At 53.5% G+C, this 22,658-nt stretch carries 19 protein-coding genes; 2 read left to right on the forward strand and 17 right to left on the reverse strand.

The window, feature by feature from the left end:
* Positions 1 to 145: 145 nt before the first annotated feature.
* From miaA to miaB, 4 genes are read right to left on the reverse strand one after another with little or no spacing between them, the layout of a single operon-like run.
* Positions 146 to 1,114 (reverse strand): tRNA (adenosine(37)-N6)-dimethylallyltransferase MiaA, encoded by a 969-nt coding sequence (gene miaA / locus H8730_RS05550; protein WP_177715174.1) that lies wholly within the window; start codon positions 1,112 to 1,114, stop codon positions 146 to 148.
* 15 nt (positions 1,115 to 1,129) lie between these two features.
* Positions 1,130 to 2,932, reverse strand: coding sequence for a DNA mismatch repair endonuclease MutL (gene mutL / locus H8730_RS05555; protein WP_177715172.1), 1,803 nt, complete (start codon positions 2,930 to 2,932; stop codon positions 1,130 to 1,132).
* A 27-nt stretch (positions 2,933 to 2,959) separates the two neighbouring features.
* Complete coding sequence (mutS, locus tag H8730_RS05560) at positions 2,960 to 5,593, reverse strand: DNA mismatch repair protein MutS (RefSeq protein WP_346726557.1); 2,634 nt, start codon at positions 5,591 to 5,593, stop codon at positions 2,960 to 2,962.
* Positions 5,586 to 7,022 (reverse strand): tRNA (N6-isopentenyl adenosine(37)-C2)-methylthiotransferase MiaB, encoded by a 1,437-nt coding sequence (miaB, locus tag H8730_RS05565; protein WP_177715169.1) that lies wholly within the window; start codon positions 7,020 to 7,022, stop codon positions 5,586 to 5,588. Before miaB ends, mutS begins: the two co-directional genes overlap by 8 nt.
* Before the next feature lie 317 nt (positions 7,023 to 7,339).
* Here miaB and H8730_RS05570 point away from each other — a divergent pair, with 317 nt between their 5' ends.
* Together H8730_RS05570 and H8730_RS05575 are read left to right on the forward strand one after the other, a co-directional pair.
* Positions 7,340 to 7,900: an SF0329 family protein gene (locus H8730_RS05570; RefSeq protein ID WP_177720316.1), complete on the forward strand. Its 561-nt coding sequence runs from the start codon at positions 7,340 to 7,342 to the stop codon at positions 7,898 to 7,900.
* Entirely contained in the window at positions 7,860 to 9,059 is a 1,200-nt protein-coding gene (locus tag H8730_RS05575) for a ribonuclease H-like domain-containing protein (protein WP_177720318.1), read from the forward strand. The genes H8730_RS05570 and H8730_RS05575 overlap by 41 nt, the downstream gene beginning before the upstream one ends.
* On the opposite strand, the gene H8730_RS05580 is transcribed toward H8730_RS05575, so the two are convergent.
* The 13 genes from H8730_RS05580 to H8730_RS05640 all read right to left on the reverse strand — a co-directional run bounded on the left by H8730_RS05580 (position 9,010) and on the right by H8730_RS05640 (position 22,652).
* On the reverse strand, positions 9,010 to 10,044 hold the full coding sequence (locus H8730_RS05580; protein ID WP_177720320.1) for a sugar kinase: 1,035 nt from the start codon (positions 10,042 to 10,044) through the stop codon (positions 9,010 to 9,012). The two genes, H8730_RS05575 and H8730_RS05580, sit on opposite strands and share 50 nt — an antisense overlap.
* Before the next feature lie 52 nt (positions 10,045 to 10,096).
* A complete protein-coding gene (gene pfkB / locus H8730_RS05585; protein ID WP_177720322.1) occupies positions 10,097 to 11,020 on the reverse strand; it encodes a 1-phosphofructokinase in 924 nt (307 codons plus the stop codon).
* Positions 11,021 to 11,094: 74 nt separating this feature from the next.
* On the reverse strand, positions 11,095 to 13,044 hold the full coding sequence (locus H8730_RS05590) for a bifunctional 4-hydroxy-3-methylbut-2-enyl diphosphate reductase/30S ribosomal protein S1 (protein WP_177720324.1): 1,950 nt from the start codon (positions 13,042 to 13,044) through the stop codon (positions 11,095 to 11,097).
* Positions 13,041 to 13,709, reverse strand: coding sequence for a (d)CMP kinase (gene cmk, locus H8730_RS05595; RefSeq protein WP_177720327.1), 669 nt, complete (start codon positions 13,707 to 13,709; stop codon positions 13,041 to 13,043). The genes H8730_RS05590 and cmk overlap by 4 nt, the downstream gene beginning before the upstream one ends.
* Positions 13,710 to 13,726: 17 nt before the next feature.
* The gene (locus tag H8730_RS05600) at positions 13,727 to 14,995 is read right to left on the reverse strand and encodes a BaiN/RdsA family NAD(P)/FAD-dependent oxidoreductase (RefSeq protein ID WP_177720329.1); all 1,269 of its coding nucleotides are present in this window, start codon (positions 14,993 to 14,995) and stop codon (positions 13,727 to 13,729) included.
* Positions 14,992 to 15,891 (reverse strand): MurR/RpiR family transcriptional regulator, encoded by a 900-nt coding sequence (locus tag H8730_RS05605; protein WP_177720331.1) that lies wholly within the window; start codon positions 15,889 to 15,891, stop codon positions 14,992 to 14,994. The genes H8730_RS05600 and H8730_RS05605 overlap by 4 nt, the downstream gene beginning before the upstream one ends.
* Positions 15,892 to 16,146: 255 nt before the next feature.
* Positions 16,147 to 17,559 carry an oxaloacetate decarboxylase subunit alpha gene (locus H8730_RS05610; RefSeq protein WP_249289552.1) on the reverse strand — a complete coding sequence of 471 codons (1,413 nt, stop codon included), beginning with the start codon at positions 17,557 to 17,559 and terminating at the stop codon, positions 16,147 to 16,149.
* A 28-nt stretch (positions 17,560 to 17,587) separates the two neighbouring features.
* Positions 17,588 to 18,751 (reverse strand): sodium ion-translocating decarboxylase subunit beta, encoded by a 1,164-nt coding sequence (locus H8730_RS05615; protein ID WP_283243877.1) that lies wholly within the window; start codon positions 18,749 to 18,751, stop codon positions 17,588 to 17,590.
* A 60-nt stretch (positions 18,752 to 18,811) separates the two neighbouring features.
* The gene (locus H8730_RS05620; RefSeq protein WP_249289553.1) at positions 18,812 to 19,204 is read right to left on the reverse strand and encodes a biotin/lipoyl-containing protein; all 393 of its coding nucleotides are present in this window, start codon (positions 19,202 to 19,204) and stop codon (positions 18,812 to 18,814) included.
* A gap of 40 nt (positions 19,205 to 19,244) precedes the next feature.
* The gene (locus H8730_RS05625) at positions 19,245 to 19,637 is read right to left on the reverse strand and encodes an OadG family transporter subunit (RefSeq protein WP_177717652.1); all 393 of its coding nucleotides are present in this window, start codon (positions 19,635 to 19,637) and stop codon (positions 19,245 to 19,247) included.
* Between the two features lie 15 nt (positions 19,638 to 19,652).
* Complete coding sequence (locus H8730_RS05630) at positions 19,653 to 21,131, reverse strand: acyl-CoA carboxylase subunit beta (protein ID WP_177717650.1); 1,479 nt, start codon at positions 21,129 to 21,131, stop codon at positions 19,653 to 19,655.
* A 193-nt stretch (positions 21,132 to 21,324) separates the two neighbouring features.
* On the reverse strand, positions 21,325 to 21,903 hold the full coding sequence (gene mnmM / locus H8730_RS05635) for a tRNA 5-(aminomethyl)-2-thiouridylate-methyltransferase MnmM (RefSeq protein WP_177717648.1): 579 nt from the start codon (positions 21,901 to 21,903) through the stop codon (positions 21,325 to 21,327).
* Positions 21,900 to 22,652, reverse strand: coding sequence for a pseudouridine synthase (locus H8730_RS05640; protein ID WP_249289554.1), 753 nt, complete (start codon positions 22,650 to 22,652; stop codon positions 21,900 to 21,902). The genes mnmM and H8730_RS05640 overlap by 4 nt, the downstream gene beginning before the upstream one ends.
* Between the last annotated feature and the right edge of the window lie 6 nt (positions 22,653 to 22,658).

The raw sequence follows: 22,658 nt of genomic DNA on the forward strand, positions 1-22,658 counted from the left end.
CCCTGACATTCCCATTTTAACCCGATTTGCAGGCTCTTATATCTCTACAGTCTATTGTATAGTATTTGCGCCTCAAGTTCAAGTATTTTTTCCAGGTTTAAAAAAATTTAATCTGCCTGTAAGGTCCCGCTGTGTTTGGCGGGCGTCAAATCTCTTTCTGTTGGGCGGCCCCCTGTGTCCGCCTCCAGAGCTCAATGGCTGCATCCACAAGACTAACGCCGTCCCGCTCCGCCTCCTCAGGTGACAGCCAGATCGCCTCCTTCTCCGCCTTGAACCACGTGATCTGCCTTTTGGCGAAATGTCTCGTATCCCTCTTTAAAATGTAGACCGCTTCTTCTTTCGTCATGCGGCCCTCAAGATAGTCGATCATCTCCTTGTACCCCAGGCCCTGCATGGAGACCATTTGGCGGTGGCATCCGTTTTGGATAAGCCGGCGCACTTCCTCCTCCAACCCCTGCTCCACCATGCTGTCCACCCGCGCATCGATTCTCCGATAGAGCTGCTCCCTATCCATAGAAAGGACCAGATAACAGAGCCGGTAGGGTGTCGTTTTCTGCTTTTCTCTTCGGTTGTGGACACTGATTGGTTCTCCCGTCGCCTGATAATACTCAAGAGCGCGGATCACCCGCTTCACATTATTCCTGTGAATCGCATGGGCCGATTCGGGATCGATCTCCGCCAATCTCCGGTGTAAGCTCTCAGCCCCCAACTCCCGCGCTTGCTGCTCCAGTTCTCTTCGAAGCCCGGCATCCCCGGGCTGTTGGGTAAAATCCGTATCATAGGCGAGAGCATGGAGATAAAACCCCGTTCCACCTACGACGATGGGCAAGTGCCCTCGGGAGCGGATCTGCTCCATCGCCTCCTTCGCCTTCCTGACAAAAAGCATCACATTCCATTCATCCCACGGCTGGCAGACATCCAACAGATGATGCGGGATGCCCTCCATCTCCTCCTCTCGGATTTTGGCCGTCCCGATATCCATTCCCCGGTACACCTGCATGGAATCTCCCGATAGGATCTCCCCATTTAGCCGTTTGGCAAGCTCAATCGACAGCTTTGTCTTGCCTGCCGCCGTGGGGCCTGCCAGTAGTAACAGTGGCTGTCGCTCGTCCATTCCCTGCCTCGTCTCCTATGCCCGCTTAAATTTTCGTTCCAGCTCATAGCGCGTCATGGTGATCATCGTCGGCCTCCCGTGGGGACAGTTGTACGGGTTCTCCGACGCTAATAGCTGCTCAAGTAGCCCCTTCATCTCCTGGAAAGAAATCGCATCGTTCCCCTTTACCGCCGCCTTGCAGGACATCATCGCCATCCGGTCTAGACATACATCCAGGGACACATTGTGATTGCCCTCCTGACAGAGATCCACCATACTCTGAAAATCCTGTTTGTCAAGCGGGCCATTGAAGATATATGGCACCGCCCGCACCAACATCGCGTCCTCCCCAAAAGCCTCCATCTCATACCCCAGCTGTTCAAACACCGGCCGGCATTGCTCTAATCGAAGCATCTCCTTTTCCGTGACAGAAAATACCTCCGGCTCAAGTAAAATCTGTGAGTCAAGCTTTCCATCCCGCAGACGGGCGCGAATGCGGTCATACAGGACCCTTTCATGTGCCGCGTGTTGGTCAATGATGTACAGCTGCTCCTGACTCTCTGCAAACCAGTAGGTTCGAAATGCCTGGCCAATCAGCGCAAAGTCAGCCCGTTTCTGATCCTCCCTCCGCGCTCCCACCTCCGGCTCCAGCAGCGGCGTTTCCTCGACAAACATCTGCTCGCTCCGGGGCGGCTCTTGTTCCGCCGGTGCCACCGGTTCCTTCTGTAAAAGCTCTTCTCTCCTCCTCATGAGCTCCGCCAGCAGCGCTTCCTCTGCCGGATCCGCTTTCTTCGCTTCCATAGCCGGCGGCTCGGACCTCGGCGGCTCGATATGGAGGGATGCCGTAAGGTTCGACTCCCGCAGCTTTCTGGAAACGGCTTCAAACACCGCCTCCCTCACCTGCTCCTCCGCCGAAAACCGCACCTCCATTTTCGTTGGATGGACATTGACGTCGAGAACCTGCGGATCCATTCGAATGTGCAAAATCGTCACGGGATAGGTGCCTGGAACAACATAATCTTTGTAAGCTTCCTCCAGCGCCTTCTCGATAACCTGGCTCTTAATATAACGGCCGTTTAAAAAATAGTTCTCATAGCTTCGATTGGCGCGAGTCAGCTCCGGCTTCGAGATGTATCCATCTATGCTGATCTCACCTGTCTCCTCCAAACTCAGCAATTGGGACAGCATCTCTTTCCCAAAGACGGCAAACACACAGTTCTTAAGCTGATTGTTGCCTGGCGTATGCAGAATCGGAGTCCCGCCGCCGCGCATGTATTTAAAGGAAATCTCCGGATGCCCCAGCGCCATCTTCTGACAGAAATCCGTGATGTACGCCGCTTCCGCCGCCGGCTTCTTCAAAAATTTTTTTCTGGCAGGTGTGTTGAAAAAAAGATTTTCAACCCGAAGGGTGGTTCCCGCCGGGCAGGCGATCTCCTCCAGTATCTGCGGCCGTCCACCTTCGATTACATATCGAACTCCCGTCATGTCCTCCGCGCGTCTCGTCAAAATCTCAACCCGCGCCACCGCCGCGATACTGGCCAGCGCTTCCCCCCGGAAGCCCAAGGATGAAATGGTCTGCAAATCCTCTGCTCTCTCGATTTTGCTTGTGCTGTGACGCAAAAACGCGATTTCTACTTGATCCGCCGCAATCCCCGCCCCATTGTCCGTCACGCGGAGATAGGAAATGCCACCGTCGCGAATATCCACGGTTATGGTACTGGCGCCAGCGTCGATGGCATTCTCCACCAGCTCCTTGACAATGGACGCGGGCCTTTCAATCACTTCGCCAGCGGCGATTTTATTGATCGTGGCTGGATCTAACATCTGAATCTGTGCCATTTATGTCCTCCCCTCCTCGGGCGCCCCTCATCCGAGGGTCTTCGCTTTATTTTGCAGATCGTACAGCGTCTGCATCGCCTGGAGCGGCGTCATCTCCATGACGGAAAGCCCTTTGAGCTCCTCCAAGAGGGCCTCCTTTTCACTGTCCCCAGAGCCAAACAGCGAAATTTGTAGGGGATCCTCCTCCACCTGCTTTTTCGCTTTTATATTGGACGCTTTTTTTGCCACATCCTTTTGGAGCAGCTCCTCCAGTATCTCCTGGGCGCGCTTAACGACCCATCCCGGCAGCCCCGCCAGCTTTGCCACCTCGATGCCATAGCTCTGATCCCCGCTGCCCCGCTGGATCTTGCGGAGAAAAATTATATCCTCTCCACTCTCCTTGATGGCGACACAGTAATTCTTCACGCCGCTCAATTGCCCCTCCAGCTCCGTCAGCTCGTGGTAGTGGGTCGCAAATAGGGTCTTAGCCCCGATGATCTTCTTATCGCTGATGTATTCCGCCACCGCCCAGGCAATGCTGAGCCCGTCAAAGGTGGAAGTTCCCCGCCCGATTTCATCTAAGATCAGCAGACTTGCGGATGTGGCATGGCGCAAAATATTGCTCACCTCAGACATCTCCACCATGAACGTGCTCTGGCCGCCCGCCAGATCGTCCGAAGCCCCTACCCGGGTAAAAATCCGGTCCGCAATGGAAATGCTGGCCGATGAGGCCGGAACAAAGGAGCCGATCTGGGCCATGAGCTGAATGATGGCCACCTGCCGCATGTACGTTGATTTTCCGGCCATGTTGGGTCCCGTAATAATGGCAATGCGGTCATCCTTTGTGTCAAGATAGGTATCATTGGGAATGAATGCCTCGTCCGGCAACATCTTCTCCACAACGGGATGCCGGCCCTGATGAATCTCCAGGACCCCTTTTTTATTGTGCAAAATCTCGGGTTTACAGTACTGATTCCGATACGCCGCCTCCCCCAGAGAGCGCAACACATCCATCTGGGCGATATCATCGGCGGTCTTCTGGATTCGCGTCATCTGCGCGTTAACCCTATCCCGGATCTCGCAGAACAGCTGATATTCCAGCTCCACAACCTTATCCTGTGCCCCCAGCAATGTATCTTCGATCTCTTTTAGCTCCTGGGTGATGTACCGTTCCCCATTGGTTAACGTCTGTTTGCGGACAAAGCGGTCCGGCACTAGCGGAATGTTTCCCTTGCTCACTTCAATATAATACCCGAATACCCGATTGTAACCGACCCGCAGGTTCTTGATCCCTGTCGCTTCCCGCTCTTTTGCCTCCAGCTTCGCCAGCCATGTTTTCCCATCCACGGATGCCAGCCGGAGTTTATCCACCTGTGGATCGTATCCCTCCTTGATAATCTGGCCCTCGCGGATTGTGATGGGTGGCTCCTCATGGATTCCTCTCTCCAGCAGCTGACACACGTCCGCCAAATCATCGAAGGTCTTTTCCATGGCCTGAAAATGTGGGACCTCCAGCGCACGCAGGAGCGCCTTCACTCCCGTCAGTCCTGCCAGAGAATTTTTCAAGGCCAGCATATCCCTTGCATTGGCCGTACCGTAGGAAATCTTCCCCATGAGCCGCTCCATGTCGTAAATGCCACTGAGCATCTCCCGCAGTTCCTCACTCACCATAGGATCGCTGACAAAGCATTCCACCGCGTCCAGCCGGTCCTCGATGGCCGCCTTATCCACCAGCGGCTGTTCTAGCCATTTGCGCAGTAGTCGTCCGCCCATGGCCGTGCTGGTATAATCCAACACCCACAGCAGTGAGCCCTTCCTCCCTTTGTCTCGCAGAGTCTGGGTCAATTCTAGGTTGCGCCTGGTGGTGGCGTCCAGCATCATGTACTGTTGTAGTGAATAAGTGGTCAGCTTGCTGATATGGCCGAGATCCCGCTTTTGGGTCTCCAGCAGATAGTCCAGCAGGGCTCCCGCCGCCGTGGCGCCGAGAGGCATCTCCTGTAGCCCCAGCCCTTCCAGGGACAGAACCTTAAAATGCTGAAGAATCCTATCTTTACAGCGCTGATATTGGTAGTGATAGTTGGGATAGGGGTTGACGAACACGGAGTACGTCTTGGCAATCCGGTCAAAATCCAGGCTCTCCATATTTTTCAAGTCTTCGCTGACCAAAAGCTCTGTGGGGCGGTATTTGGCCAGCTCATCCCAGAATTTTTCTTCCTCGGTCAGCTCCGTCACCAAAAATTCGCCTGTGGTGACATCCGCCACCGCCAGCCCCATGACGTCCTCCACCCGATTGACTGAACAGATGTAATTATTCTTGTTTTCTTCCAGCGACTCGGCGTTCATATTGGTGCCCGGCGTCACAATCCGCGTGATCTCCCGCTTGACAATCCCTTTGGCAAGCTTCGGATCCTCCATCTGTTCGCAGATGGCAACTTTATATCCCTTTTGGATCAGCCGCTGGATATAGGTCTCCGCCGCGTGATACGGCACACCGCACATGGGAGCCCGCTCCTCCTGGCCGCAGCTTCTGCCCGTCAGGGTGATCTCCAGCTCCTTTGACGCGGTGAGCGCGTCATCAAAAAACATTTCATAAAAATCCCCGAGTCGGAAAAACAACAGGCATCCGGGATTTTGCTTCTTGACTTCAAGATACTGCTCCATCATTGGTGTAAGCTTATTCACTTGGGATTCGCTCTCCTGTAAAATAAAATGTCTGATTCTCTACAATTTTGACCGGCACGACGGATCCGATCAGGGCTCTGTCTCCCTGAAAATGGACTAACTGATTGTGAGGTGTCCTCCCTGTCAGCATCCCCTCGTCATGCTTGCTCGTCTCCTCCGCCAGCACCAAAACCGTGCGTCCAACCCATGTTTCATTTTTCGCATGGATATCCTCCTTCAAGACATCCAACAGCCTGTCAAAATGTCGTTTTGCTTCTTCCTCCGGCACTTGCTCCGCCATGGCCGCCGCGGGCGTTCCCTCCCGCTTGGAATAGAGAAAGGTAAAGGCGCTGTCAAATTGCACATCCCGCACAACTTTAACCGTCTCTTCAAAATCATCGTCCGTCTCTCCTGGAAACCCGACGATGATATCCGTCGTCAGGGAGATATCCGGAACCGCCTCCCGAAGCCGTCTCACCACATCCAGATACCGCGCCTGGTCATAATGGCGGTTCATCTTCTCTAAAATCCGGCTGCTCCCAGACTGAAGCGGCAGATGGAAATGGGGACAGACCTTGGGCAGAGTTGCCATGGCATCGATCAAGTCCTGGGACAGATCCTTGGGATGCGAAGTCATAAAACGGATTCTCTCAATGCCGTCGATCTGGCTGATCTCCTGTAATAGCTGGGCGAAAGAGATGGGGTGCTCCAGTGTCTTGCCGTAGGAATTGACGTTCTGTCCCAGCAGCTGGACTTCCTTTACGCCGTCCTGGGCCAACTGGGAAATTTCTTTCAGGATCTCCTCCGGCCGGCGGCTGCGCTCGCGCCCCCGCACATAAGGTACAATACAATAGGTACAAAAATTGTTGCACCCAAACATAACGTTGACGGAGGCTTTAAAGGAGTATTTCCGGTTGGAGGGCAGATCCTCCACAATCTCTCCGTGCTCCTTCCAGATGTCGATGATCCGCTCTCCGCTGGACAGCATGGCCTGTAGAAGTTCCGGGAATTTATACAGATTGTGGGTTCCAAAAATTAAATCCACTTGTGGATAGGATTTTTTCAGCTTCTCCAGCACAAGATTCTCCTGCATCATGCAGCCGCAGAGGGCGATCTTCATCTCGGGACGGCGCTTCTTATAATTCTTCAGGTATCCTAACCGGCCGTACACCTTTTGTTCCGCATTCTCCCGCACACAGCACGTATTGTAGATGACCAGGTCTGCGCTTTCCTCCGCCTCGCTCCTGCGGTAGCCGATCTCCTCCAGAATGCCGGACAGCTTCTCCGAATCCCTGGCGTTCATCTGACAGCCCAGTGTGGTAATCCAGTATGTCTTGTTCCATCCTTTTTGAGTGAATTCATCCCGCAGTTCCCGAATAATGGCTCTCTGTCTGGCGGATTCCTCCACCCCGGGATCAATGGAAACCCCTGCATCTTTTTCCTTGGACATGGTTGCCTCCCTGCCGGCAGCGCCGGCTTTATAAAAAAGAACCTTCGGTTCTTCGAATTATGTCCGCCTTACGGCGGTCTTTCCTATTTCAAATTTAAACTGCCTTATGGCAGACCATCCTATAGGCAAAAAGGGACGATTCGCCCTCCAAAAACTCCATGGTAGGTATATTGTAGCATAGAATCCAGGGTCCGCGCAACCCTGGATTTTGGTTTTTGCGACAGATTCCGACTCTTTTCCGTCCTCAAACCGCGTTGAAATCGACACAAGCCTGTGGTATACTCTATCTGTATAAAGGGTAACCGGGAGGCGGCATAATGGAACACTATAAATCATGGTCGAATCTTAACAAATTCTTGCATCAAATGCTCTGCGACAGCTTAAAGGGACAAATCCATTATTTTTTAACTCGCTACCACCAGGTCCACAATTCATATGGCAGAGCCGCGATTCAGCTGAATGGAAGGGAAATCGTATGTTTTTCATGGATCGAGATGTACCATCAGGAACGCGATGCTTCAACGCTATATGAAAAAAATCCCCATCTCTCTTGCGACGATATTGAAGCCATTATGAAGCCCAAATGGGATGATGCGTGCACCTACTGTGAAATGGATTTTTTGTCGGCGGCGCTCCAATTCCGCAATATGCCAATCCAAACGGCTCTACATTCAGACAATTCTATTATAAAGATATTGGCGATTCTGGATGGCCGTGTTGGCAAAAGAACGTTGCAACAGATTGCTGATGAAGATGCCTATACGGAATATCCATTCTGGGTGCGACAGTTTTACCATCTACGATTATCTGATTTAAATCCAACTATAGGAGGAGATCATGAAAATTTTGAAGACTCAGCTTTCCCTATCGTCCAATGAGACGGAAAGCATCAAGGCTCAACTGCTGACGCTAGGCCCTCTTGAACAGAGCGTGTTCCTCGATATTGAAACCACCGGCTTCAACCGCACCTATGACAGCGTATACCTCATCGGATATCTGTACTATGAAAACCACTCCTTTTACATAGAACAGCATCTAGCCTCCTCGCTGCAAGATGAGCCGGTATTGTTGACATCCTATACAGAGCGGATGCAGGATTTTTCCCTGTGCATCACCTACAATGGGGATATGTTTGATCTCGCATTTCTGGAAAGCCGCATGAAAACGTTGCATATTCCCTGTGACTTTCTTTCCTTCCGCTCCCTGGATCTCCTGAAGCAGTATCGCCCCTACGCCAAATTTTTTGGCTGGGACAATTGCAAGCTGAAAACAGTGGAGCAATTCTTAGGAACTCGGCGCGACGACGCTTTTGACGGTGGACAGCTCATCGACGTGTACTATGAGTATATCCGCCGGGATGACCCCGCCTTGGAGCGCGTTCTCCTGCTCCACAATTTTGAAGATGTTCAGAACCTAGCGAGGCTCATGCGGATACGGGAATTTTTATCCATCTTGACAGACAGCGCTGTGCTGACCGTAGCACTTCGAGACTCTCTCATCAGTGAAGAGGGCGAGTGGAGGTCCCTAGAGATTCATCTCGACCGCCAGATCCCCTTTTCCCATGAGACATGGATACCTCTACAAAAAAAGAGCCCCCTGGAAGGACTCTTCTCCTTTGAAGCGGGAAGCTCCATCTGCTATGTAACACTCCCCGTAACAGAGGAAACCTTGCGCTATTACTTGCCGAATCCGAAAGACTATTATTATCTGCCAGAGCAAGATACAATCCTTCATAAATCCTTAGCTGCGGACATCCCGCCGCGCCTTCGCAGAGCCGCAACCGCCGCTACCTGCTGTGTCCCAAGGCAGGGGCTCTTCTTATATGGCGGGCCTCCCCTAGCCGACGCCAGCGCGCATCCTCTTCACGGGTTCCGCCGCGGCCCGAAAGACGCCACTGTGTACTATGAGCTTGACGAATTGACCCACTGGTTCTCCCAACAGACGTCCCCCATGCTCACCGCTTATATCCGGGGGCTGTGGAAAATCCCTATCGCTTCATCTCACTCTGGGGCCCCTTCGACTGATGCGCCGCGATGATCATTTTGATCTCCTCCGCGTCGCTGGCCGGCAGATCGCCCGGTATTGTATTTTTCACTGCGGACATGGCGTTGCCGAATTCCACAGCTCGCTGACAATCCTGGTACTGTAACAACCCGTACAGGGCTCCCGCCAGATACGCATCTCCGCTTCCTACCCGGTCCACGACCTCGATATCCCGGTACGGTTCTTCCCGATAAAACCGATCCTCCTGCGCATCATACAGCGTCGATCCAAAGGTGTGCCGGGTGGGACTCGTAACCTGCCGCGCCGTCGTCGCGACCATGGAGACGCCATAGTCTTGGGCATACCTCTTCATAATGTCCTCCAGATCTCCGGTCTTTCGGAACATCCGCCGGGAAGATTCCTCCGACACGAATAAAATGTCCACAGACGGCAGCAGCGCTTCAATGGTTCTGCGCGCCTCATCCTCGCTCCACAGCGAAGCTCGATAGTTGACATCAAAGGAGATGAGCGTTCCCCTCTCCTTGAATCTCCGGATTACCTCCAGCGCAGTGGACCGGCACGTAGGGCTAAGCGCCAATGAAATACCGCTGGTGTGGAACAGCTGCGCCTTCTCATAGATCGCAGGGTCAATTTCCTCCACGGACAGGGTGTTGATGGAGGAGGCTTTCCTGTCATACACCACGGATGGCCGCCGCGGATATACGCCTCCCTCGTAATAGTAAACCCCTAGTCTGGCGTCATCGCTGGTGTCATAGACTACGCAATCATCGCTGACGCCACAGAAACGGACTTGGTTCTTGACAAATTTTCCAATCTCATTGTCCGGCAGCTTGGTGATAAGCCCCGTCCGAAGTCCTAGCATGGAGATTCCAGACACGACGTTGAGCTCGGAGCCCCCCGCCCGCTTTTCGAAAGTCTCTCCCTGGGAGATCCGTTCCTTTCCCGAAGGCGACAGACGGAGCATCACTTCTCCAAATCCCACGGCGCTGAATTCTCTCTGCTTATCGATGGTGACCATTGTAACCTCCATTCTGCCGCTTAGCGGCAAATTATCAGTGTTGTTTTCATCGCTATGACTTTCTAGTCACTTGTACCGGCTGAATCTCCGCTGCAAGGCGCATAACCAGAGACCGGCACCCGAGCCCCGGGCTGAAGGCCGTGGCACTGCCTGCTGCGACTGCCATGCTCAATGCTTTGCCCAAATCCGGTTTCTTCGAAAACTCGCTCAAAAAACCGGCAACCATGGAATCTCCAGCGCCGACAGTTCCTATAACCTTGCCCTGAGGGGCCTGTGCGCGGTATACAGCGTCTTCCGCTGCGAGCAGTGCTCCGCCTCCGCCCATGGAGACGAGGACATTCTGCGCCCCCTCCCTCCGCAGCTCGTCGGCTGCGCGAAGCACCTCTTCGTCCGATTTCAGCGGTTGACCAAAAAGCTCCTCCAGTTCCTGCAAGTTCGGCTTGATTAAAAAGGGATGGTACGGAAGACAGTCCCTCAACAGTTCTCCTGTGGCATCGACGGCGAGAGGAATCCGTTTTTGTTCCGCCCAACAGGCGATTTCTCCATAGATGTTCATGGGCAAAGTCGCAGGGATGCTCCCGGAGAGGACAATGATATCCTGTTTCTCCGCCTTTTCCAGTACGCGGAAAAGCCGTCTCACATCGGAGCCGGCGACCATTGGACCGGTTCCGTTGATCTCCGTCTCCTCCTCAGCCCAAAGCTTTACATTGATCCGTGACAAACCGCTTACCGTCAGAAATTCTGCCGCAATCCCCTCTCCGCTGAGCTGCGCGGTAATTTCATCTCCCGTAAAACCGGCGACAAATCCAGTCGCTCTGTTCTCCACGTTCAGTCGATTTAACATCAACGAAACGTTGATACCCTTTCCGCCCGCCCGAATGTACGTGCCTTTCGCTCGATTCGTCCTGCCAAGCCTTACCTGCTCGAGCTCGACCACATAATCCAGACATGGATTCATGGTAACTGTATAGATCAACCGCACCACTCCCTAAAACTATAAAAAGAACAAGTCCGCCTCAAGGCGAACTTGTATCGACACGGAACGGCAGGTTACTCCTGCTCCTCCGTGATCTCCTCCGGCTCTGGATTCTCCACAATCTCCACAGCCTCGTCCTCAGGCTCCAGATCCCGAAGACTCAGGCTGATCCGCTTCTGTTCCAGATCCAGGTCAATGATTTTCGCCTGGATTCGTTCTCCGATGGTCAGCACATCCGAGGGCTGCTTGACAAACTTTCTGGACAGGTGGGAGATATGTATCAACGCATCCACGCCTTTCTCCAGCTCAACAAACGCGCCAAAGTCCGCAAATCGAACCACGGTCCCCTCCACAATACTGCCGACGGCGTACTTTTCTTCCGCGCCATTCCATGGGTTGGTCTCAGGAAATTTGGTGCTCAACGAGATCTTTCGATTCTCCAGATCCATATCCTTAATCATAACCTCGATCTGCTGGCCTTCCTTCAGAACATGGGCCGGGTGCCGGACTACGCTCCATCCCATCTCCGAAATATGCAACATCCCATCGATGCCCCCAAGGTCAACAAAGGCACAGTAGTTGGTCAGCGTCTTGACCACGCCGTTGACGCGAGCTCCGATCTCCAGCTTCTTCAATGTCTCTTCCCGCTTTTCATTCAGCTCCTCCAGCAGAACGCTTCTGCGGTCGCCCAAAATCCGATTGCGCTTGCGCTGTAGCCGAATAATCCGAAATTGAACTTCCTGTCCCACCAATGTCTTCAGGTCCACCCTCCGAACGTCGGCCAACGATGCCGGGATGAAAACTTTGCTTCCCTTATACTGCACAGTGACGCCATTGTCAAAGGCTTCCTGAACTGTACCCGTCAGAATCGCCTTTGTCTCGAAGGCCTCCTCCAATTCCGCATAGGTCTTGTCCTGAAGCAGACGGCGGCGACTCAGCAAGATCTCGCTATCCCCCACCTTGACGACCAGAACCTCCATCACATCGCCCACTTTGACCTGCTCCGTCAACGGCGCATCCGTACCGCCGTACTCCTCCCGGGTCATGGTTCCATCACACTTGTAGCCTATATTCAAAACGATCTCACTGTCCGTTACCTGAACCACGGTCCCGGTGACGATATCCCTGGAATGAACTTCTTTAAAACTTTCATTCAATAACTCTTCAAACGTATTGATCTCACTCATCTTCCTAATAACCTCCTGCATGATAAAATTCGGCGTGGATGCCCCGGCTGTAATCCCCACCTTCTCCATCTTCATGGATCGGATCTCCTCCGGGGAAAGCTCTTGGGCGTTCTCGATATATAGAGCCTTCGGACAGCGCTGAAGGCACAGCTCATAAAGCTTCCGGGTATTCGAGCTATGTTTCCCGCCAATTACGATCATCACATCCACTTGCTCTGCCAAATCAATCGCTTCCTGCTGGTGCTCATGGGTTGATTTGCAAATCGTAGGAAACACTCTTAAATTATACCCTATTTCTCTCAATTTCTCAACAATTTTCTGAAATTTAAATATATTAAATGTCGTTTGGGCGACCAGGCAGATTTCTTGTTCTTTTCTTTGTGGAAGTTTTCCAAAATCTTCCTCAGACTGTATAATAAAACAGTCATTTTGACACCATCCCTGGATCCCCTTCACTTCTGGGTGTTCTGGATTCCCTAAAATGATCACCGGACATCCCGCAAGGCTTTCCTCCCGGACGATGTTGTGTATCTTCTTGACATAGGGACATGTGGCATCCAGGATGTCAACCTGTTGTTCCTCCAAACGGCGGTATACCGCCTCCCCTACGCCGTGAGCCCGGATTGCCGCCTCATCGCCAGCGCCCAGCTCACTCACATCGGCTACTGTTTTAACCCCCTGTCCTTCCAGGCGGGCCACCACATCCGGATTGTGAATCAGGGGACCAATGGTGTACAGCGTCTTCCCATTCTTTTCAGCCGCTCGCTTTTCCACAAGCTCCAGCGCATTTCGAACGCCAAAGCAAAATCCCGCCGTCTTTGCCACCTGAATGGTCATGACACCTTTCCTCCGGCTAACGTGCAGATACGGTCAACAACCTCTTGCACCGTCAGCTGTGTCGAATCCACCATAACTGCATCCTCCGCCTGTCGAAGCGGCGCAATGGCGCGATGTGTGTCCCGATAATCTCGGGATGCAATCTCCTCCTGGATGGCCTCCTGGGAAAAGCCAGTCTCGCCTTTATCGCAGAGCTCTTGATACCGCCTTCTGGCCCGCTCTTCCACTGAGGCAGTCAAATAGATCTTCACACCTGCGTCCGGCAAAACCGCTGTCCCGATATCCCGCCCATCCATAATGACATCATATCGCACGGCAAGTTCCCTCTGTAACCCTAACAGCTTGTCTCTGACACATGGATAGACCGCTATTTTGCTGGCGGCCTCCCCCACATCCTGGGCGCGAAGCAGGTCCGTCACATCCTGCCCTGCAATGTACATTCTCTGTACTCCGCCGGAAAACTGGATGGTGGCGCTGACAGAAGATAGCGCGTCTTCCACAGCCGCCTCATCTGAAAGGCAGACCCCCTCCTGCAGCAAATACCATCCCAGCGTTCGGTACATGGCGCCGGTATCCACATAATGAATTCCCAACTGTTTTGCTACTAATTTAGCCACCGTGCTCTTCCCTGCGCCGGAAGGCCCATCTAACGCAATCGTCCGCATTCGATCCTCCTCATTTCCTATTGAAATCGCCTATCCGCCGCGTACACGCCTGCCGCAACGCCGGTGGAGAAGGCTATCTGCAAATTAAAACCGCCGGTCAGCGCATCCACATCCAACACTTCTCCTGCAAAAAATAGCCCTGGACACCGTTTGGATTCCATCGTCTTAGGATTGATCTCCCGCACATCCACGCCTCCCATGGTGATGATGGCTTCCTCCATTCCACGGCTCTGGTGAACTGTCACCGTAAAATCTTTGAGAAGATTTCGCAGCGCCGACCGCTGCTCTCTCGTAATGGCGTTGACCTTTGTTCCTGCGGGAATACCCGACCGCTCAAGGATGACAGGGATAAGCGTTTGCGGCAGCAGATCATCCAGCGCATTCTGAAAATCGCGCAGAGCGAATTTTTCAAAATCGCGGAGCAAGCGCTTGTCCAAAGCATCCTCATCGAGCCCAGGCTTTAAGTCCATGTGAAATACAAAACCTGCCTCACCAAAATCCAATCCATTTTGGGCTAGCCAGCGCTGCATATAGCTGGATGCGCTCAACACCACCGGACCGCTTATGCCAAAGTGGGTGAAGAGTAGCTCTCCGAAATCACGGCAGACCACCTTTCCTCCCCTCTCCGTAACCCAAACCGCTGTATTTCGAAGGGATAGCCCTTGCAGTTTGCGGATCCAGCTTTCCCGGCAGACTAGAGGAACCAGACCTGGCCGCCGCGGAGTTACACTGTGCCCCAGAGTTTCGGCCCATCGGTAACCATCGCCAGTGGATCCCGTCCTCGGATAGCTCCTGCCTCCCGTGGCAATGACCACAGCTTTGCCACGATACGCGCCTTGCCCCGTGATGACAGACCAATACCCCTCTTCCGGCTCAACGGCATTCACTTCTTCCTTCAGATGAAGTCTGGCACCGGCTTCCGACCCATAGCGGGCCAACGCCGCCACGATATCGGAGGCCCGATCACTCACAGGAAAAATTCGGCCTCCCCGTTCTTCTTTCACTGGCACGCCCATCTTCTCGAAGAACTCCATCACATCCAGGTTGGAGAAGCTGTGAAAGCTGGAGTACAGAAAGCGTCCGTTGGACACCACATGGTCCATAAATGTTTTCACGTCCGCAATATTCGTGACGTTGCACCGGCCCTTGCCAGTGATGCCGACCTTAACGCCGGGACGTGGATTTTTTTCTAACACCAGCGCGCTGGCCCCTTCTTCAGCGGCCTTCCCTGCCGCCATCAAGCCGGCTGCCCCGGCGCCGATGACAATCACATCCCATGTCCTCATGGCAACGGCTTCCCAAACACAAGATCATCTCTCTCCTCGCTGTCATAGACATCATACTCTTTCCAGATGCTCTCCAGACTGCTGAGGGAATGGGTGATCTCATCCCTGCGCCCTATGCTCAGCGCAACGATGAGGGAATTCAATAAACTCAGAGGCGCCACGAGGGAATCCACAAAGGATACCATGTCACTCCTCGCTTTCAAGGTATAGTCGGAAAAAGGAATTAATGGCGAGACGTCGCTGTCTGTGACGGCCACGACTTTCGCACCCCTGGACTTGGCAAATTCCATAGCGCGGACGGTTCGCTTGGAATACCGCGGAAAACTGATTCCAATCACCACGTCCTCCGCACCAATCTTCAACATCTGCTCAAAGGTCTCGCTGACACTGTTCGTATGGATCAACCGCACATCGTCGAACAGCAGATTCATATAAAATCCGAGAAAGGCGGCTAGCGACGCACAGCTTCGGACACCGAGAATATAAATCCGGCGTGAGCGCAGGATCGCATCCACTGCCTTTTTAAATCCTTCTTCATCCGCCATCTCCAGCGTAGCCTTGATATTGTCCATGTCCGCCTGCAAGATGGACGTAAGAATATGGGATTGATCCATCCTCCCCTTGGACACTTCCATTCTTTGCAGCGCTGTCAGCCGGACTTTGACTAACTCTTCCAGTGCGCGCTGCAAACTCGGATAGCCATCGTACCCCAGCTCATTGGCGAACCGGACCACCGTGGACTCGGATACACCTACAATCTGCCCCAGCTTGGATGCCGTGAGATACACTGCCTTCTCATAGTGCTCCGTGATATAGTTGGCCAATAGCTTCTGCCCTTTGCTCAAATGAGGATACCGCTCATTGATTCTCTTTAACACATCATTGCCCTGTGCCATGACTCCACCTTCTTGTTCCTCTTTCCTTCAATTTTCCAACGATTGAATTTTTCTGCTACGCAAAAATCACATCTATCATTATAACGCAGATTTTGAGATTTGCAAGTCCCTTCCAAAGATTTTTCCGCGGAGGATGACTGCAAAAAAGGTTGCAAGAACCTTCGGTTCTTTAAATCTAGGTCCGCCTCCCGGCGGACTTTCTGGTGGATAAAAAACTGCTGTCTCCTGGGAGACAGCAGCTTCCTACTCTGCTTATTATACCGGGTACACTTTATGATCCGCATCGACGAGGGTCGGGTCGATCTTCGTCTTCTGCGCTTCCCGGTACTTGAAAAATTCCTCCGCCACCTGGGGGAACAGCGCATAGGACAGCACATCCTCGTCCTGCTCCTTCCACTGCTTCATCTGAGCTTCGATGGTCGCCAGCTCCGGTTTCAGCAGATCTGCCGGCCGGCAGGTGATGGGCTCTTCATCTCCGATAATTTTCTTTCGGATTTCTTCCGATATGGGAGCCGGTGTCTGTCCATACTCGCCGCGGACGATGGCCTTGGATTCCTTCGTCACGTTCTTATAGCGCTCTCCCATGACGACGTTGAATACGGCCTGGGTGCCCACAATCTGGCTGGACGGCGTGACAAGCGGCGGATATCCAAAATCTGCGCGAACCCGCGGGATTTCTTTAAGGACTTCCTCATATTTATCTTCTGCCCCCAGCGTCTTCAACTGGGATAGCAGATTGGAGAGCATTCCACCTGGAACCTGATACAGAAGCGCCTGAATATCCACACCCAAAACTTTCGGGTTCAGCAAGCCGGTATCCAGCGCGCGCTGACGGATGGGGCGGAAGTAATCCGCAATCTCGGCTAACAGGTTATTGTCCAACCCTGTGTCATAAGGGGTTCCCTTAAAGGTTTCCACCATGACTTCCGTTGCCGGCTGGCTGGTTCCCAGGGCAAAGGGCGAGATCGCCGTATCGATGATATCACACCCTGCCTCAACTGCCTTCAACTGCGTCATGGACGCGACGCCGGAGGTGTAATGGGTGTGCAGATCAATGGGCAGGCTCACGTTTTCTTTCAGCGCCTTGACCAACTCCGCAGCCTTGTAGGGTACCAACAATCCGGCCATATCTTTGATACAGATGGAGTCAGCGCCCATATCCTCAATGCGCTTTGCAAGATCGACCCAGTATTCCAGCGTATGCACGTCGCTCAGCGTGTAGCACAGCGCCAGCTGCGCATGACCGCCCTCTCTCTTCGTCGCCGCCACGGCCGTCTTGACATTTCGAAGGTCATTGAGCGCGTCAAAGATACGGATAATGTCCATACCGTTGGCAACCGCTTTCTGCACGAAGTATTCCACCACATCGTCGGCATAGTGACGGTATCCAAGAATATTTTGTCCGCGCAGGAGCATCTGCAACTTCGTATTTTTAAATCCATCGCGGAATTTGCGAAGGCGTTCCCACGGATCTTCCTTCATGAATCGAAGACAAGCGTCAAAGGTAGCGCCTCCCCAACACTCGACAGCGTAGTATCCCACCTTATCCATCTTCTCAACGATGGGCAACATCTCCTCTGTCGACATGCGGGTCGCGATCAGAGACTGCGGCGCGTCGCGAAGGGCCGTGTCCACAATCTTCACAGGTTTGTTTATATTTTCAGCCATATGCGATTATCCTCCTTATTTATTCGCCTTAACCAAAGAACTTCAGGAATACGCCGGCGGCAATGGCGGAGCCGATGACTCCAGCCACGTTGGGTCCCATCGCGTGCATGAGCAGGAAATTGGTGGGGTCCTCCTGGCTGCCGACCTTCTGTGCGACACGGGCCGCCATGGGCACCGCCGACACGCCCGCCGCTCCGATGAGAGGATTCACCTTGCCGTGGGTTGCCTTGCACATGATCTTTCCGAACAGGACACCTCCCGCCGTACTCACCATGAAGGCGACGACGCCCAGCAACAAGATACCCAGCGTCTGGAAGGTTAAAAATGTCTCTGCCTGTGCCGAAGCGCCCACCGCTGTTCCCAGCATGATGGTTATGATATACATAAGGGCGTTGGACGCAGTCTCCGCCAGCTGTTTTGTAACCAGGCATTCCTTTAACAGATTGCCGAACATGAGCATACCGATCAAAGGCGCTGTATCCGGCAAGATGAGAATGACCAGAATCGACACGACGATGGGGAATAGAATCTTCTCCCTCTGGGAAACCGGCCGCAGCTGTTCCATCTTGATGCAGCGCTCTTCCTTCGTCGTCAGCGCCTTCATAATCGGCGGCTGAATAACTGGCACCAACGCCATGTAGGAATACGCAGCCACCGCAATGGGAGCCAGATAGTCCGTCGCCAACTTCGTCGTGGTCAGTATCGCCGTGGGACCGTCAGCACCGCCGATAATTCCGATGGAAGCCGCCAATCCGTACGTCATGTTCATGCTCGGGAAGGCGAGCCCTAACACAATAGCCCCCAGGAAGGCGAAGAAGATTCCCATCTGCGCCGCCGCTCCCAGCAGGATGCTCTTCGGGTTGGCGATCAGCGGCCCAAAGTCCGTCATGGCGCCGACGCCCATGAAGATCAGGGACGGGAAAATTCCCTTCAAACTATAAAAAACATGGAGAAGCCCTTCCTCCTGGATGACCGTGTCACCCTCCTTCACCAGTTCGTTCATCATTCCGGACAGCGGCAGATTGGACAGAAGCATCCCGATGGAAATGGGCACGAGCAATAAGGGTTCATATTGTTTGCCGATGGCTAAATACAGGCATACCAATGCGACCCCGATCATAATCAGATTTTTCCAGCCAACGCCGTTGAAAAACTGAGCAAATCCGGATTCGACGCCAAACTTTACAAGCATGTCGCCCAAATCCGACAAGAAATTCATTGCAATGAGGTTCATTGTCTTTCCTCCTTAAAATTAGCCGATGGTAATCAACACATCTCCCGTTTCCACAGAAGCTCCTTTATTCACATTGACAGTGGCAACCTTGCCATCGACCGGCGCCACGATCTCATTCTCCATCTTCATTGCCTCTAAGATCGCCACGACCTGTCCTCTCTTCACATCGTCGCCGGCGGCAACCTTCACATCCAAAATCTTTCCGGGCATGGGAGCGCTGACCTTATTGGCTCCGGCGGCTCCAGCGGGCGCGGCAGGTTTCGCGGCGGGTGCGGGCGCGGCTTTCGGCGCAGCGGGCGCGGCCGTGGGGGCAACAGGTGCAGCCGTGGCCGCAGCCGGTGTGGATGCGCCAAGTTCCTCTACTTCAACCTCATATGCAGTACCATTAACGGTAATCATGAACTTTCTCATAATCGAATCCTCCTGATTTAATATAATGTCGTTCTATCCATTACCGCCCTGTCCAGGAACGGCCATTTCCTCCAACCCGCCGGTATGAGCGAACTACCAGCCCATCAGCCGGCCGGTCCATGCAAGCGGCAACCGCCGCTGTCAGCACCGCAACAAGCTCTTCCTCGTCCACAGTCTCTTCCACTTGGGTTACAGGCGCAGCAGGCTCCGGCACCGCTGCCGGCTCAATCTCCGGCAAGGGCTTTTGCTTTCCCTCCGCCAGCCTGGCAAAGACGCTGATCAGGGCGGCAATGATCAGGAGAGCCGCGAAAACGATGACCAGTCCTGCGACGGTGACGCCCAGCCCTTGTCCCAGGGCCCCCAGCCAGCCGTCTTCCGTGACCAACCTGTCGGCCAATCGTCCGGACGCTTCCAATACTACAGTATTCATCATAGGATCGTCACCTCACTACAGTATGGTGCCATGTTTTTTGGCAGGGCCTTCCTGGCGCTTGCTGATCAGCATTCCCAGAGCAACAAGAAGGTGTTTGCGCGTCAACGCCGGTTCGATGATATCATCGATATACCCGCGGCTGGCCGCCGCATAAGGGGAGGACAGCACCTCAAAATCCGCCGCTTTCTCCGATAAATCAGCGCCCGCCTCCACATCCTTGGCAAACATGATCCGCGCTGCCGACACGGAATTCATAACGGAAATATCAGCGGTCGGCCAGGCGTACACAACATCGGCTCCGATGTGCTTGGAATTCATGGTGACATAGGCGCTGCCATAGGCCTTCCGCAAAATCACATTGATCTTTGGCGCCGTGGCGCTGGCAAAGGCAAACGTCATCTTCGAGACCGCATCGGCCAGACCTCCGTTTTCTTCCTGCACACTCGCCGCGAATCCAGCGGTATCCGTCAGCGTCAGAATCGGAATGGAGAAAGCATCACAAAAGGCAACGAATCCGGCTGCTTTCCGGCATCCAGCGATGGTCAGAATGCCATCCTCCACCGCGCTGTTATTGGCGACGACTCCAACAGTTCCCCCGTTGAGCCGCACAAAACCGGTCACCATCCCTGGAGCAAAATCCGCTTTCGTCTCCACAAAGATTGCGTTGTCCGCCAGCTCGCCGATGACGCCCCGCACATCGAATCCTTCCCCGTCTTCCGGTACTATGGAATCCAACACCTCACTCACTCGGTTGAGATCATCCATGTCCTCGTAGACCGGAGCATCCTCCGCATTGTTGGCCGGCAGCAGGTCCACCAGAGTGCGCACCTTGGCAAAGCAGTCCGCCTCATCCTCGCAGACAAAGTCTGCCATGCCGCTCTTCGCTCCGTGAACCTTGGCTCCCGCGATATCCTCCTCCTTCGTCCCCTTTTCCATGGCATTGGGACTGGAGACAAACACCTTAGATTGCTTTTCCAGCATAAATGTAAAATCCGACATGCCGGGCAACAATGTCTCTCCGCCAGCACACATACCCGCAACGACGGTAATCTGTGGTATCACACCGGAGGCTTTCGCTTTGACCTGGTAGATGGCGCCATAGCCCTCCAGCGCATCTGTCAACTCCTGCAAGCGAAGACCGGCGGAATCCAGAATCCCGATCACCGGCGCTCCCATCTCCAGCGCCTTCTCATAAAGCTTTGCAATCTTTCTGGCATGCATCTCCCCAACGGCTCCGCCCATGACGGACGCGTCCTGGCTGTATACATAAACCAGTCTCCCCTGGATGGTTCCGTACCCGGTTACCACGCCATCGGCAGGCGTATCCTGGGAAACCATGTTAAAATCTGTGCTCCTGTGGTTGACAAAGGCGCCGATCTCAACGAAGCTCAACGGATCCAATACCATGGAAATCCGTTCTCTTGCCGCTTTTCCGCTGGATTCAAGCGCTGCGCGACTCTTTTTGAGTTCTTGAATCTTCTCCACTGTACTCATTGGCTACCTCCACTATAAAATTATTTTATTCTTGGCCGAAGGTTCACAGTTCAACCAAATGTGAGTCCTTTCGACTCAGAACTGTTATAAAAATAACAACCCAACTTTTGACCAAGATAAATTATACATCAGTTTCCGTCAATTTACAATGGCAAATTTAATATAAAAAAAAGAAATTCTTTCGAATTTCATACTACATGGGATACGAAATTGATTTTTCTATCAAAATCAGGACCGGTGGCGACTGGGGACTATTGCTCCATCGCATCTCCACCACCTGCGCCATGTGCCTGTCCAGCCGCGACGCATATGCCGATACGGCCCTGTACTCGTCCATTCCCCCCGGATGGCCTGTGTAGCACAGAAGTGATATGAAACCGCCCTTTTTTAGCAGCGCCAGCGCCTTGTCCAACGCCTCACAGGTACTTTCTCCCCTTGTCACCACAGTTGGATCGCCTCCTGGAAGGTACCCCAGGTTAAACATCATGCCGTCTATGGGCGCCTTCACATATGCGTCTAGCTTCGCATGGGAATCGAGGATCAAATCCACCGAAGCCGTGACCTCATGGGTTAACAGTCTTGCTCTCGTCTGTACAAGCGCCTCTCCCTGAATGTCAAAGGCGTAGATCTTGCCAGCTGCTCCAACATGGCTCGCCAAAAACAGCGTGTCCCGTCCACCTCCTGCCGTCGCATCGACGTACACGCCACCCTTTTGAATGTGCGGCTCCAGCATTGTATGCAGCTGGCCCGTGATATGGGATGAAATGATCATAGCGTCTCCTGGATCAGAGCGCTGTCTTTCAGAGCCTGAATCTCCTCCTGGGTTAGGACTCGGTATTCGCCCTCCTCCAACCTTCCCAGTCGCACACTGCCCACCGCCACGCGCCGGAGTTTCAGCACTGGATGGCCAATCGCCCTGGCCATTCTTCGCACCTGGTGGTTCTTTCCCTCATAGACAGTAATCTCCACACGGCTGTGGCTGCCCGCAGCTCCAAGATATTTAGCCTGCGCCGGCCTCGTCACGTAGCCATCCTCCAGTGTCACGCCTGCCCGCAGCTTCTCTATGTCCTCCTGCTGCACCATTCCTTTTAGTATGCCGTGGTACACCTTTGCTACATGGTGTTTCGGATGGGTCATGGCGTAGGCAAGCTCCCCATCGTTGGTCAGCAGCAGTAGACCTGTGGTCTGATAGTCCAACCGGCCGATGGGATACAGCCGCACCCCTGGGAGGTCGATCAATTCACACACATTGGGCCGGCCAAATTGGTCCTTACTGGTGGTGATGTAGCCGGCTGGTTTATTTAGAGCGACGGTCACCTTTTTCTCTTCCAGTTGTATTCTTTTCCCACGGAACTGGACTGTATCCTGCTCTGGATCGATCTTCGTGCCCAATTCTGTGACAATCGCGCCATTGACCCGCACCTGTCCATCGGCAATCCAGGCCTCACATTTCCTCCTGGATCCACATCCAGCCAAAGCCATAAACTTTTGTAAACGCATGTTCTCCATTGTACTCTCCATTTCTTC

It is taken from the genome of Bianquea renquensis (assembly GCF_014384895.1).
Classification (GTDB): domain Bacteria; phylum Bacillota; class Clostridia; order Lachnospirales; family Bianqueaceae; genus Bianquea; species Bianquea renquensis.

Excerpts from the sequence above, each read along its gene's own strand:
- miaA (WP_177715174.1), bottom strand. The coding sequence starts at position 1,114 with ATGGACGAGCGACAGCCACTGTTACTACTGGCAGGCCCCACGGCGGCA.
- mutL (WP_177715172.1), bottom strand. The coding sequence starts at position 2,932 with ATGGCACAGATTCAGATGTTAGATCCAGCCACGATCAATAAAATCGCC.
- miaB (WP_177715169.1), bottom strand. The coding sequence starts at position 7,022 with ATGTCCAAGGAAAAAGATGCAGGGGTTTCCATTGATCCCGGGGTGGAG.
- H8730_RS05570 (WP_177720316.1), top strand. The coding sequence starts at position 7,340 with ATGGAACACTATAAATCATGGTCGAATCTTAACAAATTCTTGCATCAA.
- H8730_RS05575 (WP_177720318.1), top strand. The coding sequence starts at position 7,860 with ATGAAAATTTTGAAGACTCAGCTTTCCCTATCGTCCAATGAGACGGAA.
- H8730_RS05580 (WP_177720320.1), bottom strand. The coding sequence starts at position 10,044 with ATGGTCACCATCGATAAGCAGAGAGAATTCAGCGCCGTGGGATTTGGA.
- H8730_RS05590 (WP_177720324.1), bottom strand. The coding sequence starts at position 13,044 with ATGACCATTCAGGTGGCAAAGACGGCGGGATTTTGCTTTGGCGTTCGA.
- cmk (WP_177720327.1), bottom strand. The coding sequence starts at position 13,709 with ATGCGGACGATTGCGTTAGATGGGCCTTCCGGCGCAGGGAAGAGCACG.
- H8730_RS05600 (WP_177720329.1), bottom strand. The coding sequence starts at position 14,995 with ATGAGGACATGGGATGTGATTGTCATCGGCGCCGGGGCAGCCGGCTTG.
- H8730_RS05605 (WP_177720331.1), bottom strand. The coding sequence starts at position 15,891 with ATGGCACAGGGCAATGATGTGTTAAAGAGAATCAATGAGCGGTATCCT.
- H8730_RS05610 (WP_249289552.1), bottom strand. The coding sequence starts at position 17,559 with ATGGCTGAAAATATAAACAAACCTGTGAAGATTGTGGACACGGCCCTT.
- H8730_RS05615 (WP_283243877.1), bottom strand. The coding sequence starts at position 18,751 with ATGCTTGTAAAGTTTGGCGTCGAATCCGGATTTGCTCAGTTTTTCAAC.
- H8730_RS05620 (WP_249289553.1), bottom strand. The coding sequence starts at position 19,204 with ATGAGAAAGTTCATGATTACCGTTAATGGTACTGCATATGAGGTTGAA.
- H8730_RS05625 (WP_177717652.1), bottom strand. The coding sequence starts at position 19,637 with ATGATGAATACTGTAGTATTGGAAGCGTCCGGACGATTGGCCGACAGG.
- H8730_RS05630 (WP_177717650.1), bottom strand. The coding sequence starts at position 21,131 with ATGAGTACAGTGGAGAAGATTCAAGAACTCAAAAAGAGTCGCGCAGCG.
- mnmM (WP_177717648.1), bottom strand. The coding sequence starts at position 21,903 with ATGATCATTTCATCCCATATCACGGGCCAGCTGCATACAATGCTGGAG.
- H8730_RS05640 (WP_249289554.1), bottom strand. The coding sequence starts at position 22,652 with ATGGAGAGTACAATGGAGAACATGCGTTTACAAAAGTTTATGGCTTTG.